We start from the raw sequence: 13611 nt of genomic DNA, 5'->3' as shown, positions 1-13611 counted from the left end.
CCGCCACCGATGCACATGGTCTCGAGAACGTACCGAGCGTCACGACGGCGCGCCTCGTACGCGGCGGTCGCAAGGATTCGACCTCCCGTTGCACCGATGGGATGTCCGAGCGAGATGCCGGATCCGTTGGGGTTCAGGCGATCATCCTCGGCGTCGACCTTCCACTCAGCGAGCACCGCGAGTACCTGGGCGGCGAATGCCTCATTCAGTTCGATGAGGTCGATGTCGTCGAGGGTGAGGTCGGCGCGGTCGAGCGCTGCTGCGGTGGCGCCGACGGGTCCGAGACCCATTGTCTCCGGGGCACATCCGCTGACCGCCCAGGATCGCAGGCTGAGCATCGGATCGAGGCCTCGACGTTCCGCTTCTGACCGTGTCGTGACAATGCACATCGCTGCGCCGTCGTTCTGACCCGAGGCGTTTCCTGCGGTGACCGTGGACTCAGCGTCGATGCGCTGGCGCACCGGGCGAAGTCCTGCAAGCGATTCCACGCTTGCGTCCGCGCGGGGATGTTCATCGCGATCGACGATCGTATCCGGTTTGCCGCGTCGACCTGGCACGGTGACGGCGACGAGTTCGTCGTCGAATCGTCCCTCCCGTTGGGCGGCGACGGCCCGATGATGCGATCGGACGGCCAACTCATCCTGCTCGTCGCGTCCGATCCGGTACTCACGACGCAGGTTCTCCGCGGTCTCGATCATTCCGCCAGGTACCGGATGCGACTCGCCCCCAGCCGTCAGACGCCCGCGTTCGAGCCGGTCCATCAGTTCGACGCCGCCTGCGCGGGCGCCGGTGCGTAGTCCGAGCGCGTAGTGCTCGACGTTCGACATCGATTCACCGGCGATCACCAGGTTCGCCCCTCCGGTCGCGACCTGCGCCGCACCGTTGAGTATCGCCTGCAATCCCGAGCCGCAGCGTCGGTCGACCTGCATGCCCGGCACCCCGACTCCCAACCCTGCGTCGAGTGCGGCGATCCTGCCCAGTGCCGGGGCCTCGCCGTTGGAGTAGCCCTGCCCGAGGATCACATCGTCGATGTCGCCCTCGCCCAGACCGGTCCGCGTCGTGAGTTCGCGCAGTAGCTCTGTCGCGAGGTCGGCGACCGACAGCGGCGCGAAGACACCTCCCATGCGTCCGACCGGGGTGCGCAGCGGGGAGCAGATCACGACATCTGTGGGGGCGTTCATGGATTCAACCCTAGGAACTGGCAGCGATATTGAGAAGTATCCATTTGGGATCTATTAAGATTTCAGGAATATTAATAACGTCAGAGATATCCATACTGAGGGGAGCCCCGATGGAGCTGCGCCACCTTCGCTACTTCCGCGCGGTCGCGGAGGAGCTGCACTTCGGGCGCGCCGCCGAGCGACTGCACATCGCGCAGCCGCCGCTGTCTCAACAGATCCGTCAGCTCGAGAACGAGCTGGGCTTCCCGCTCCTCATCCGCACCACCCGCACCGTGGAACTCACGCCTGCCGGGCAGGCATATCTCGAACGGACTGTCGCCATCCTCGACGCCGTCGACCATGCGGGAACGCACGCCCGACGAATCGCCGAGGGCACACAGGGTCGCCTTGCCATCGGGTGCGTCGGATCGGCGACCTATTCGCTGCTCCCCCGCTTCGTCCGGGCGCTTCGCGAAGAGCTCCCCGACGTCGACGTCAGTGTGCGCGGCGAGATGCTCGCGCCCGCACAGATCGCGGCGCTGCTGGCGGGCGACATCGACCTCGCCCTGCTGCGTCCACCGATCACCGCACCCGAGGTCACTGTCACCCCGGTACGGCGCGACCGGTTGCTGGTGGCGCTTCCCGACAGTCACACACAGGCACACCAGCAGCACGTGGCGCTCGCCGATCTACACGACGACGATTTCATCTCCCATGCGGGACAGGGACGTTCGGTGATGCACACCCAACTGGCCGCACTGTGTGCCGCCGCTGGGTTCGTCCCGCAGATCCGACACGAGGTACAGGAGACCTCGACGCTCGTCACGCTTGTGGCAGCGGGCCTCGGCGTCGCCGTCGTGCCCGAGCCGACCGCCGCTCTGGGAATCGCAGGCGTCCGCTACCTACCGATGACGCCCGACGCCGACCCCGTCGATCTTGCGGCGGCCCGACTCGTCACCGCCGACGCCCCGATCGTCGAACGAGCGCTGGACGTCCTCCACGACGTCGCCCACGATCAGTCGGTGTTGCCGAACTGACGGACGTCAGCGGCCGGCCGCCTGCACCCGGGCGCGGATCGCGTCGACGAACACCGTCTGGATGTCGCCGGCGGTTTTGGCCACGTACGACGAGCCGCCGGTCGCCTCGGCAATCTGCTTCAGGGCGTCGGTGTCGGCGTCCTCGGAGATTCCGATGGTGAGCACAAGCACTGGCCGCGCGGGATCCTCGAGCTGCTTGAGCCGCGACAGCAACTGCTGGAGGCTGATGCTGTTCGGGTCCTCGTTCTGCCCATCGGTGAGGATGATGACGCTGTTGGAGTAGTTCGGGTCATAGCTGTCCTGAACCTTCTTGAACGCCGCCAGCGTCGTGTCGTAAAGCCCGGTACCACCACCGAGCTCCGACGGCGCCAGCCCTGCCTTCACCGCTGCACTCAGTTCGTCGCGGTGCGTGCCACCGCCCGATGCCTGAGCGTCGAGCCGACGAATCGGCGAGAGTTCTTTCCAGTCCTGTCCCGGTCCGCCCTTGTCGACGCCGAACGCCCACCCGCCGATCTCGGTGTTGTTGGGGAACAGTTTCAGTCCTGTCAGTGACGCGTCGATCGTCAGCTGCGCACGCGTCTCGCCGCCGTCCTTCTCGGCCATGGACCCCGACGTGTCCTCGACGACGAGTGTGCGGATCGGGACGCCGAGCACCTGCCACTGGCGCAGAGCCTTGTCGACCTGTGACGGGTCCTTGAGTTGCAGCACCGTCAAACCCTTGTTGTCACCGGGCTTTCGGAATCCGGCGTCGGTGACCGACGAAGCGCCGTCGCCGGCGGTGAGCGCATCGGCGAGTTCTTTGGCCGCCGCTGTCGCAGTCTCCGCCCGCGACTCCGGTGCGGTGTTGATGAGCGGATAGTCGAGCATCACGGTGCCGTCCTCGGGGATCGACGACTTGAGCTTCGAACCGGGATGCGTTCGCGTGAACAGGGTGAGTTGCTGCTCAGTGGTGACCACCGGCGTCGTCGACGTGTTGGCCAGATTGAGCCGGGTGCCCTCGTTGTCGTTGACCAGGCGGGCGTTGTTCTGTTGGACCGCAAGCACAGTCATCGCTTCGATGAGGTCGTCGTTGGTGAGCTTGCCCGCGTCGACCTCGGCGAGTGCTCCGACGATCGGCGCGTCGCCGGTGCTGGTGTCGATCGGGTTGCCCGCTCGCAGGCCGTCGAGCTTCATCACGTCGACCCAATTCGACAGCTTTCCGACCTGCGTACCCGCCACCACGACGGGTGTGGCGGCGATCGACGGTGAGACGGTGTCGAGTTGGCGACGCACCTGCGTCGTCACCCGCCTCGCCTGCTGCGTCGAGTCTGGCACCCACAGGTCTGGCGCCTTGTCGCCACTGGTCAGGAGGCCAGGGACGTCGGCGCCTGCCACCGCGGTGACGGTGTAGTCGTAGCAGGAATCCGACGACATCTTCGACGTGGCGTCGGCAACCGCATCTCGGATTGCCGGGTCGGCCGCGATGCTGACCGATGTGCGGTCGCCACAGCCTCCGACGATTCCGGACTTCCAGATCGCGATGCCACCGACGATCGCGACGACGACCAGCAGCGCGGCCGCACTCCACAGCCATAGCCCTCGACGACCGCTGCGCGCCTCACGATGCTCGAATCCGAACCCGTCGCCCGAGCCACCCTTGCGCGTTGACCGACTGCCACGCGGCGTCGTCTGACCGCTCGACGCAGCCAGCCCCGCCGCCGCTTGGCGACCCGAAGCGGGCTGCGCCGCTTGGCGACCCGAGGCGGGCTGGGTTGTCGGAGACGGGGTTGTTGCGGATGGGGTTGTCGGGGACGAGGCCTGTCGGCGCTGCTGCGCGGGCGGGGGCGTCTTGCCTTGTGAAGTCTGGCCCTGTGAAGTCTGGCCCTGCGGCCGCGACGTCTGAGGCCGAGGGGTCTGGGGCCGAGGGGTCTGGGGCCGAGGGGTCTGGGGCCGAGGGGTCTGGGGCCGAGGGGTCTGGGATGCAGGAGGCTGGGATCCAGTAACTTGGGGCCGAGGAGCCTGGCGGCCCGGAACTTGTTGTCGGGGTCCCTGTGGAGGCGGTGTCTGTCGGGGCGGCGGCGATTGTCGCGGAGGCGGTGTCTGTCGCGGCGGAGTTGGTCGCGCGCCAGCACGGGTCGGATTGTCGGAGAAGCCGCCGGTGCCACGATCGGGTGCGCCGGGTTCGCGACGCCGATCATCCCGGTCGCCGCCGAATCCCTGACCGTCAGAACCCCGACCGTCGGAATCGGAGTCGGAATAGTGCCGCCCCATCGTCGTGCGTCCCCCTGGTGTCACCGGCGCTGCGCGCGCCGAGAAGTATGTCTGCGGTCGACTTCGAGAGCTCTACGCAAAGACCTCGCGGAAGGTGTCCAGCGACTTGGTCAGGTCGCCGGAGACAGCCATCGCGGCCGCTTTCCCTGCGGGCCCGATCAGCGGTAGACCACCCAGATCAACAGTGAAGACTACTGACGAGCCGGTCTCGGTGGGCGATATGGCGAGATCCAGTTTCGCCTTGATGCCACCCTTGCCGTTGCCCTTGAGACGAACCTGGCTCGTCGGGTCGTACGTCTCGACGACCCAGTCGAACCGGATGCGCGTGCCTTTGACCTTGACGACGGACGCGACCTTCGTGCCCTTTGCGAGTTCGCCGGGACCGGGTATCGGTGAACGCCAACCGTCGTGCAGAAGCAGCCACTCCGAGTACCGACTCAGATCCGACGCTGCTGACCAGGTATCTTCCGGGGAAAGATCGACCTCGATGGAGCTGCTCGTCTTAGCCATGGTTCGTCAGCCTAGCGTTACCACCGCCGCGCGTTCGATGCTGGGCCGAATTCTGCGCGGGCACGGTGTGACCATTCGGATCACCGAGGTCGAGGCGTACGCGGGCCCGCTCGATCCGGCCTCGCACGCGTACACACGGACACCCCGTTCGGAGATCATGTACGGACCGCCGTCGAGGCTGTACGTGTACCGCATCCACGGTCACTTCTGCGCCAACGTCGTCACCGGACCCGACGGCGAAGCGTCGGCGGTGCTGCTGCGTGCGGGCGAGGTGGTCGACGGCCTCGACGTTGCGCTTCTCAGGCGCGGGGAACACATCGCCCCGGCTCGACTGGCTCGCGGACCCGGGAATCTGGCCAAGGCGCTCGGGATCACGATGGACGATCTCGGCGTCGACCTCGACGCACCACGCTCGCGCGGGGTCCGATTCGTCACGCCGGATGAGGTCGACGGCCAGATCGCCAACCCTGTACCGCACAACCCTGTACGGATCAGTTCTGGGCCGCGCGTGGGGGTTCGACGCAACGCCGACGTCGCGTGGCGCTACTGGATCACCGACGATCCGACGGTGTCGGCGTACCGTCGCCACCCCCGGGCCGACTAGAGCAGGCGCAGAGACAAAAATTGCGGTTGCGATCGGTCACCCGTAGTGACACCGATCGCAACCGCAACCTGGTTCGAACCTGCTCAGCCGTTGGCCGGGGGCTGCTGCTCGTTCGCAGGCTTCTGCTCCGCCGGGTTCTGCGGGGCCGGGTTCTGGGGGGCCGGGTTCTGGGGGTTCTGATTCTGCGGGGCCGGGTTCTGCTGCGCGGGCGTGTCACCCTCAACGCCGACGGCCTTACGCGCCGCATCCTGGGCCTTGTCGACCTTGTCGGCGTACTTGCCGCCGGTCGCCTTGTCGATGGCGTCGCCGCCCTTGTCGATCAGGCTCGGGTTACCCCGCAGCGCTTCCTTGGCCTTGTCCACGAGTCCTTTGAGATCCATGTCTTCTCCTCGTCACCGCTCTGCGTGTCATCACTGTGCGGGTCGGGTTCGCGCAGCCCGGTCGGCCACGTCACAGTGCCGTCGAGTCTAGGACCATCGAGGCGGTGAGGCTATGACCCCGCAAGGCCGGCCGCGGCGACCTCCTCGGCTTCCATACGGGCAGCCTCCTGTTTCGCGACGATGCGCGGCCCGACGCGCGACATGATCTCGACGGCCACGATGCCGACGGCCGCTGAAACAAATGCAACCGAGTTCATCTGCCAATTCGACGAGTCGAGTTTGAACATGTGCTGGGTGAACGGCCACGAGAAGATCAGCACGTATGCGCCCGCGGACACCGCGATCAACAGCACCTTCCACCACGTGTACGGACGCGCGACAACGGCCAGGACGTACACCGCGATCGCGATCAACGTGATCAGCGTTGCTGTCGCAGCCTGTGTCTGGTGCGGCGACAGTTCCACCGAGTCACCGCCGAGCGAGTTACCCGACCCGCCCGGATTGACGATCAGATAGGTGACGAATGCGCAGAGTCCGACGATGATCCCGTTCGGCACCGCCTGAGTCAACACGCGTCGCACGAATCCGGGACGTGCCCGTTCGTTGTTGGGTGCGAGCGAGAGGATGAACGCCGGAATCCCGATGGTGAACCACGCCGCGATCGTCACGTGGATCGGCTGGAACGGGTAGCTGATCGACGGCGTGCCGAACAACTTCGCGCCGAGCCCTGCGATACCCACGAACAACGCCAGCAGCACCGCGTAGACGGTCTTGGTGAGGAACAGGTTGGAGACACGCTCGATGTTGCCGATGACCCGACGACCCTCACCGACGACATAGGGCAGCGTCGCGAACTTGTTGTCCAACAACACGATCTGAGCCACCGATCGAGCGGCGGAACTCCCAGATCCCATCGCGACGCCGATGTCTGCGTCCTTGAGTGCGAGCACGTCGTTGACGCCGTCGCCGGTCATCGCGACGTTGTTGCCGTCGGACTGCAACGCCCGCACCATCGCCCGCTTCTGGTCGGGCCGCACACGCCCGAACGTCACACCCTCTTCGACGGCGTGCGCGAGTTGGTTCGGTTCGGTCGGCAGTTCGCGCGCGTCGACGGAGGTGTCGGGTGAGCCGAGGCCGAGCGACTCCGCGACCGCGCCCACCGAGCGGGCGTTGTCGCCGGAGATGATCTTGACGGCAACGTCCTGCTGCTCGAAGTAGTCGAGGGTTGGACGAGCGTCGGAACGTACCCGCTGCTCGAGCACGACGAGTGCGACGGGGGTCAGGTGCCCGGGCGTCGCCGATCCCGCGTCCGGTTCGGTGTCGACGGCGACGTCGAGTTGCGCCAGGAGCAGGATGCGTAGGCCCTGTGACCCCAGGTCGCTCGCGACGCGTGCGGGTTCGGACTCGTCGTCGAGCAGCACGTCGGGCGCACCGAGAACCCAGTTGCCCTCGTCGTGGCCGTCGGCATCCACGAACGACATGCCGCTCCACTTCTTGGCGGAGGTGAACGGTTCGACGGCCGACGTCGACCAGTCCGGCGCGTCGTCGTATGCCTCGCCGATGGCCTGCATGCTCGCGTTGGGGCTGCGATCGTTCTTCGCCAGCGCCGCGAGCACGCGCTGAGCACGTGTCCGACCCTCGGGGCCATCGCCGGAGCCGTCGGCCTTCACGTCGTCGACACGGCCCTCGTCGTCGATGATCCGCAGCTCCGACAGACGCATCCCGTTCTCGGTGAGGGTGCCGGTCTTGTCGGCGCACACGATGTTGACGCGGGCCAGGCCTTCGATCGCGGGCAGTTCGTTGACCAGACACTGCCGCTGCCCGAGACGGATGACCCCGACCGCGAACGCGATCGACATCATCAGCACGAGTCCCTCGGGAACCATCGGCACGAGCGCAGCCACCATGCCCAGCAGCGACGCACGAAGTCCGTTGTTGCTGATGAACAGCTGGTTGACGATGGTGAGCAATCCGGCGGGAATCAGCAGCCAGGTGATGACCCGCAGGATCTGGTTGATCCCCGAGCGCAGCTCCGACTTGACCAGCGTGAACTTCGACGCCTCTGACGCCAACTGCGCCGCGTAGGCGTCGGCGCCGACCTTGGTCGCGCGGTAGGCGCCGGCCCCCGATACCGCAAAGCTCCCCGAGAGCACCTTGTCGCCGACGGATTTGTCGATGGGATCTGCCTCGCCGGTCAGCAGCGACTCGTCGACATCGAGGACATACGACTCGACGATCTCGCCGTCGACCACGATCTGATCGCCGGCACCGATCTCGATGATGTCGTCGAGTACCACCTCGTTCGGCGGGATCTCGGTGACCTCGCCGTCACGTCGCACACGCGGTTTGGCCTGTCCGACGATGGCGAGTTTGTCGAGGGTCTTCTTGGCGCGGATCTCCTGGATGATGCCGATGCCGCTGTTGGCGATGATCAGCAGACCGAACAGTCCGTTGATGAGTGACCCGGTGAAGACGACGATCGCGAACAGCACCCCGAGGATGGCGTTGATCCGGGTGAAGACGTTGGCCTTGATGATGTCGCCGACCGAGCGCCCCGAGCGGTCTGGCATGTCGTTGACCTTGCCGTTGGCGACGCGCTGTGCGACCTCGTCGGCGCTGAGGCCCCGCTCGGGTGCCGCTGTGCTCTGCTCGCTCACGCCGAGGTCTCCCACCATGTGGGTATGCGCAGTCCGGTCCCGGTCCGCGCGGTGACGTCGATGGTGCCGCCGGGCTGCGGCACGACGACGGATGTGTTGTGTCGCGCGGCCGCGGGCAGCAGGCGCGTGATGGGATCGGCCCACGAGTGCCGCGCGAGACTGAACGTTCCCCAGTGAATGGGTAGGAAGACCGAGTCGGTGCCCGATTCGCCCGACACCATCCGATGTATCGCGACGGCTTCCTCCGGATCGACGTGCACCTCCGGCCACGACGGGTCATATGCGCCGACGGCGATGAGCGTCAGGTCGAACGGACCATGCCGTGCGCCGAGTTCTTCGAACCGCTCGCTGTAGCCCGTGTCTCCGGAGAAGAAGAATCGGTGCTCGGGTCCCACGACGGCCCAGCTCGCCCACTGGGTGAGGTTGCGGGTGAGTCCACGCCCGGAGAAATGCCGGGCCGGCCCGCAGAAGAACTCGAGTGTGGTTGCTCCGCGCGTGACCGAGACGCTCTGCCAGACGTCGGCCTGCCGGATGCGGTCACCGGGGATTCCCCAGCTCACGAGGTGCGCTGCGACACCGACAGGTGTGACGAACACCGCGTCGGGCGATGAGTCGGCCACGGCGACAACGGTGTCCATGTCGAGGTGGTCGTAGTGATCGTGACTGAGCAACACGACGTCGATCTGCGGGAGGTCGGCAACCGTGACGGGCGCCGGATGCAAACGGGCCGGTCCCACCTGCTGCCAGGGGGAACACCGTTCGCTGAACACCGGATCGGTGAGGATGCGGGTGCCGTCGAGTTCGACGAGCGCCGACGCGTGCCCGAGCCAGGTGACCGTGAGTTTGCCGGGCTCGGCGTCGAATCGGGGCACGGTGACAAGGACGGGTCGGCTCGGCTTGCCGGGGCCGCGAGCCATGTCGAGCGCGACCTGGAAGTCGGCCGCCACACCGAATGACGACGGTTCGGGATTGACGAAGGCGCCGTCGACGAGATACTCCGACGACTCGACGTACGGTCGGATCGCGTCGCGGTCGGCGCCGAGTGCGCGAGCGGCGGGCAGTCCCGCTGCCGACAATGCGCCGGTCGCCGAATCGGCCACCCGTACCCCGACGTCGGCGAGACGACTGATCATGAGCGGGGATCCCTGCCTCGTAGGGAATTCGGTGTCCGGCGAGAACTCCTTGCGACCATTCCGCCAGACTATCGCCTTCGGCCCCGGATCAATCGGACGCGCGTGAAGGCCACTTCAGCGCACAATTGTTCACTGACCGATATCGACCCTGATAGGCTTCCGTCACCTATCTGTTTCAACCGGGGAGTGAGCGGTCCGTTGGCTCGGATGTCCGTCGACGACAGGCGCACAGCGCTCGTCGAATCCGCATATCGCGTGATCGCCGATCACGGCGTCGAAGGCGCAACGACGCGACGCATCTGCGCGCATGCCGGGATGCCACTGGCGAGTTTCCACTACGCGTTCGAGAGTCGCACCGCGTTGCTCTGGGCAGTGATGGAAAAGGCTGTGCCCGAAGACGTTTCGCTGATGCTCGAGTCGCTGCTGCCGGTGGGCGAATCGTCGGCGGTCGGCGTCGAGGCGATGCGTACCAAGATGTTCGAGCAACTCGACGCGTTCTACATGATGCTCAAAGCCGACCCCGGGCGACTCCAGGCCACGATCTCCCTCGGCATCTACGCGCACAATCATCCCGAACTGCAGCCTGCGGGCAAGCAGATGTACGAGCATCTCTATGCACTTGCGGCACAAGGGCTTGCTGCGGCGGGCGAGCAGGCGCAGATCGATTGGCTCACGCCGGTTGATCGCATTGCCCCCGTGTTCATCGCCAACATCATCGCGATCACCCTGGTCTACCTCTCGACAGCCGACGACAGCGCTCTCGGCGCCATCACGTCGTCGATGGTGCGTGACGTCATGACGCACGTCGCGCCACGCTGAGACGGTGACGCCGAGTGGCGCAACCGCGCCACGGCACCGACACTGGATCAATGCGTGATGTGTTGCCGGTGGTGATCGATCGTCTCAGTCGTGGGCCGGTCGCCGTTGCTCGCATCATCGACACGAGTGGCCCGACCCCGCGCGATGTCGGCGCCGCGATGGCTGTCACCGCCGACGGAGAGGTCATCGGGTCGGTCTCGGGCGGCTGCGTCGAATCCGCGCTCGTCCACACCTGCTTGAGCGTGCTCGACGATGGTTGTGCCGTCGTCGAACACTTCGGCATTGCCGATGCCGACGGAATCGAAATCGGCCTGACCTGCGGCGGATCGCTGGAGGTCTTCGTCGAACGTGTCGACTCCGATCATCGACGCCCTTTGGAAGAACTCGCCGAACATCTCGCGGCGGACCGTCGAGTCGCCTGGGCGACCACCCTCGGCATCTCCCCCGAATGGCACATCACGACGTCGGCACGCGAACCGTGGCTTCGGCTCGGCCGCGACGTCGCCGACCTCCTCGCGTCGGGACGTAGCGGCATCATCGGCGTCGACGACTGTGACGAGCCCGCGGAGTCGGGCGGCGACCGTCCGCGCACGTTCGTACAGACCTTTGCCCCTCCCGCACGGCTGATCCTGGTGGGCGCCAACGACTTCGTGCGTGCCACGAGCAGCATCGGGCGCTCACTCGGCTATCGGGTGACCGTCGTCGACGCGCGCCCGGTCTTCGCCACCCGCGCTCGATTCCCCGATGCCGATGAGGTAATCATCGACTGGCCGCATCGCTACCTCGAGTCCGAGATACGCTCCGGCGCAGTCGATGCCACCACCTCGATCTGCGTCATGACGCACGACCCCAAGTTCGACGTCCCGACGCTTCGCGTGGCTCTGACCGATTCCGGCGCAGGGTTTGTCGGAGCACTCGGCTCCCGGCGGACGGTGGCCGATCGCAACGAGCGCCTCGTCGAATCCGGCGTCACGGCAGCGCATTTGAGTCGCCTGCGATCGCCGGTCGGACTCGACCTTGGGGGACATACGCCCGCCGAGGTCGCCGTGTCGATTGCCGCGCAGCTGATCGCGGATCGACACGCCGCATCGGCTGCCCCACTACACACGACGTCGGGTCCGCTCCATCTCTGAAGCGAACCCGACGTCGTCAATTCTGCCCGTGGCGCTATGCGTCCTTCTTCGACGCATCCGAGGACGAGCTCGGTGTCGCCGTCGCCTCTTCGGTTGTCGCAGCGGGGATGTCGGAAGTCATCGACATCACGTCCTGGGCGGGCAGGACGTGCTCACCGGTCTTGTCGCACGACAGCGCGAGCGAGCTGATGTACTGCTTCTCGCCGTTCGGACCGGGCACCGCCGAAGCGATCATGTCGGGTCGCTCGAACTCGATGTTGGTGACGCAGCACAACAACTTCTCGTCGGTGGGGTTGCCGTGCTCGTCGTACATCGGGATGTCGATGCCGTCGTCGACGCGACGCAGGTAGTACTTGCCCTTGGTGGCGATCGCGAAGATCGGCGGCAGGACGATGGCGAGCACAAGTGCCACCAGCGGCGAGTACGGCTGGATGGCATCACCAAAGACGTGGAAGTACACCAGGATTGACGCACCTGCCGAGATCAGGAGTGAGCCGAATCCGACCGGGTTGACGCTGTGGATCATGCCGCGACGGAACTCCGGCTGCTTCGGCGAGATACCCAGGATGTACTTGTTGATCACGATGTCCGACGCGACGACGGCGATCCAGGCGATACCGCAGTTCGCGTAGAAGTTCAGCAGGTTGTTGAGGAAGCTGAACATGTTGGCTTCCATCAGCACGATCGCGATCGCCACGTTGAAGAACAAGAACACCAGGCGTCCGGGGTAGGTCTTGGTGACGCGCGTGAATGCGTTGGTCCAGGCCAGCGAACCCGAGTAGGCATTGGTGACGTTGATCTTCACCTGGCTGATCACCACGAGGATCACGGCGAGGGTCAGAGCCAGCCAGTGCGGCAGGAAGTCCTGGTAGATCTCGACGAACTGATGGACGGGCTGGTTCGCGATGCCGGCGTTGTCGACACTGATTCCGATCAGGTACACGGCGAGGAACAGACCGACGATCTGCTTGATGGCACCGAAGAACACCCACCCCGGTCCGGCGATAAGCGTTGCGGACCACCACTTTCGCTTGTTGTCGGGGGTGCGGGGCGGCATGAAGCGCAGGTAGTCGACCTGCTCGGCGATCTGTGCGATCAGGGACAAACAGACACCGGCTGCGAGCATGGTTCCCGCGAAGCTGACGCCCTTCCCTGCCGGGTTGCCGTCGCCGTCGATACCACTGAACGCGAAGAAGTCACCGATGGCCGACGGATGCTTGATCACCAGGTAGATGAATGGCAACACCATCATGACGAGCCACAGCGGTGTGGTCCACACCTGCAGTTTGGCGAGTGTGTTCATGCCGTAGATGACCAACGGGATGACCAACAGCGACGAGAGAAGATAGCCGAGCCACAGCGGTATGTGCAGACCGAGTTTGAGGCCCTGCGCCATGATCGAGCCCTCGAGGGCGAAGAAGATAAAGGTGAACGACGCGAAGATGACGTTCGTCAGCACCGAGCCGTAGTAGCCGAAACCGCTTCCGCGCGTGATGAGGTCGAGATCGATGTTGTACCGCGCGGCATAGAAGGCAAGCGGGTAACCGGTGATCACGATGACAACAGCGAAGAACAGGATGCCCCACAAGGCATTTCCGGTTCCGTTGGCGATGCCGATGTTTGCGCCGATCGCGAAGTCGGCGAGGTAGGCGATACCGCCGAGCGCCGAGATGGCGACGACGCCCGGACCCCATTTGCGGTAGCTGCGGGGGGCGAAACGAAGTGTGTAGTCCTCCAGGGTTTCACGCATGGCCGCGGCCTGCGCACCTGTGGCGATGATGCTGTGTTCGGCGTTCTCTATCTCGCCGACCTCGTCGGCGACCTCGCCGATGGGTTCGTGATGCTTATCGGTGGCCATCGGCCCTCCTGCGTGATCCGAGTTACAGACCGGCCAAACGTACGGAGGCCATGTTTCAGCGAGTTACTCG

General features: G+C 65.6%; 11 protein-coding genes. 4 read left to right on the top strand and 7 right to left on the bottom strand.

Annotation, left to right across the window (positions count from 1 at the left end):
• A partial coding sequence (locus B3T59_RS20230) for an acetyl-CoA C-acetyltransferase (protein ID WP_287004967.1) occupies window positions 1-1181 on the bottom strand: 1181 nt, incomplete at its 3' end.
• A 110-nt stretch (window positions 1182-1291) separates the two neighbouring features.
• Between B3T59_RS20230 and B3T59_RS20225 the strand changes: the two genes are divergently transcribed.
• On the top strand, window positions 1292-2197 hold the full coding sequence (locus B3T59_RS20225) for a LysR substrate-binding domain-containing protein (protein WP_064862748.1): 906 nt from the start codon (window positions 1292-1294) through the stop codon (window positions 2195-2197).
• A gap of 6 nt (window positions 2198-2203) precedes the next feature.
• Here the strand turns inward: B3T59_RS20225 and B3T59_RS20220 are convergent, their stop codons facing one another.
• Together B3T59_RS20220 and B3T59_RS20215 are read right to left on the bottom strand one after the other, a co-directional pair.
• Window positions 2204-3886: a VWA domain-containing protein gene (locus B3T59_RS20220; protein ID WP_064862754.1), complete on the bottom strand. Its 1683-nt coding sequence runs from the start codon at window positions 3884-3886 to the stop codon at window positions 2204-2206.
• 633 nt (window positions 3887-4519) lie between these two features.
• On the bottom strand, window positions 4520-4957 hold the full coding sequence (locus B3T59_RS20215; protein ID WP_005209321.1) for a type II toxin-antitoxin system Rv0910 family toxin: 438 nt from the start codon (window positions 4955-4957) through the stop codon (window positions 4520-4522).
• On the opposite strand from B3T59_RS20215, the gene B3T59_RS20210 reads away from it, so the two are divergent.
• Window positions 4935-5561 (top strand): DNA-3-methyladenine glycosylase, encoded by a 627-nt coding sequence (locus tag B3T59_RS20210; protein WP_251722565.1) that lies wholly within the window; start codon window positions 4935-4937, stop codon window positions 5559-5561. The two genes, B3T59_RS20215 and B3T59_RS20210, sit on opposite strands and share 23 nt — an antisense overlap.
• Window positions 5562-5644: 83 nt before the next feature.
• Here the strand turns inward: B3T59_RS20210 and B3T59_RS20205 are convergent, their stop codons facing one another.
• The 3 genes from B3T59_RS20205 to B3T59_RS20195 all read right to left on the bottom strand — a co-directional run bounded on the left by B3T59_RS20205 (window position 5645) and on the right by B3T59_RS20195 (window position 9731).
• Complete coding sequence (locus tag B3T59_RS20205) at window positions 5645-5941, bottom strand: antitoxin (protein WP_251722564.1); 297 nt, start codon at window positions 5939-5941, stop codon at window positions 5645-5647.
• Between the two features lie 110 nt (window positions 5942-6051).
• Window positions 6052-8616, bottom strand: coding sequence for an HAD-IC family P-type ATPase (locus tag B3T59_RS20200; protein WP_287004966.1), 2565 nt, complete (start codon window positions 8614-8616; stop codon window positions 6052-6054).
• Window positions 8595-9731, bottom strand: a complete 1137-nt coding sequence (locus tag B3T59_RS20195) for an MBL fold metallo-hydrolase (RefSeq protein WP_064862819.1) — start codon at window positions 9729-9731, stop codon at window positions 8595-8597. The genes B3T59_RS20200 and B3T59_RS20195 overlap by 22 nt, the downstream gene beginning before the upstream one ends.
• Window positions 9732-9938: 207 nt before the next feature.
• On the opposite strand from B3T59_RS20195, the gene B3T59_RS20190 reads away from it, so the two are divergent.
• Both B3T59_RS20190 and B3T59_RS20185 read left to right on the top strand, forming a co-directional pair.
• The gene (locus tag B3T59_RS20190; RefSeq protein WP_064862818.1) at window positions 9939-10550 is read left to right on the top strand and encodes a TetR/AcrR family transcriptional regulator; all 612 of its coding nucleotides are present in this window, start codon (window positions 9939-9941) and stop codon (window positions 10548-10550) included.
• Between the two features lie 50 nt (window positions 10551-10600).
• The gene (locus tag B3T59_RS20185) at window positions 10601-11683 is read left to right on the top strand and encodes an XdhC family protein (protein WP_287004965.1); all 1083 of its coding nucleotides are present in this window, start codon (window positions 10601-10603) and stop codon (window positions 11681-11683) included.
• 34 nt (window positions 11684-11717) lie between these two features.
• On the opposite strand, the gene B3T59_RS20180 is transcribed toward B3T59_RS20185, so the two are convergent.
• Window positions 11718-13541 carry a purine-cytosine permease family protein gene (locus tag B3T59_RS20180; protein WP_005209308.1) on the bottom strand — a complete coding sequence of 608 codons (1824 nt, stop codon included), beginning with the start codon at window positions 13539-13541 and terminating at the stop codon, window positions 11718-11720.
• Window positions 13542-13611: the final 70 nt, after the last annotated feature.

Origin of the sequence: Gordonia sp. UBA7860, from assembly GCF_002500165.1 — a bacterium.
In the GTDB taxonomy this organism is placed as follows: Bacteria; Actinomycetota; Actinomycetes; order Mycobacteriales; family Mycobacteriaceae; genus Gordonia; species Gordonia sputi.
The sequence above is the reverse complement of the archived record's forward strand: the minus strand, read 5'-3'. Positions and strand labels throughout refer to the sequence as shown.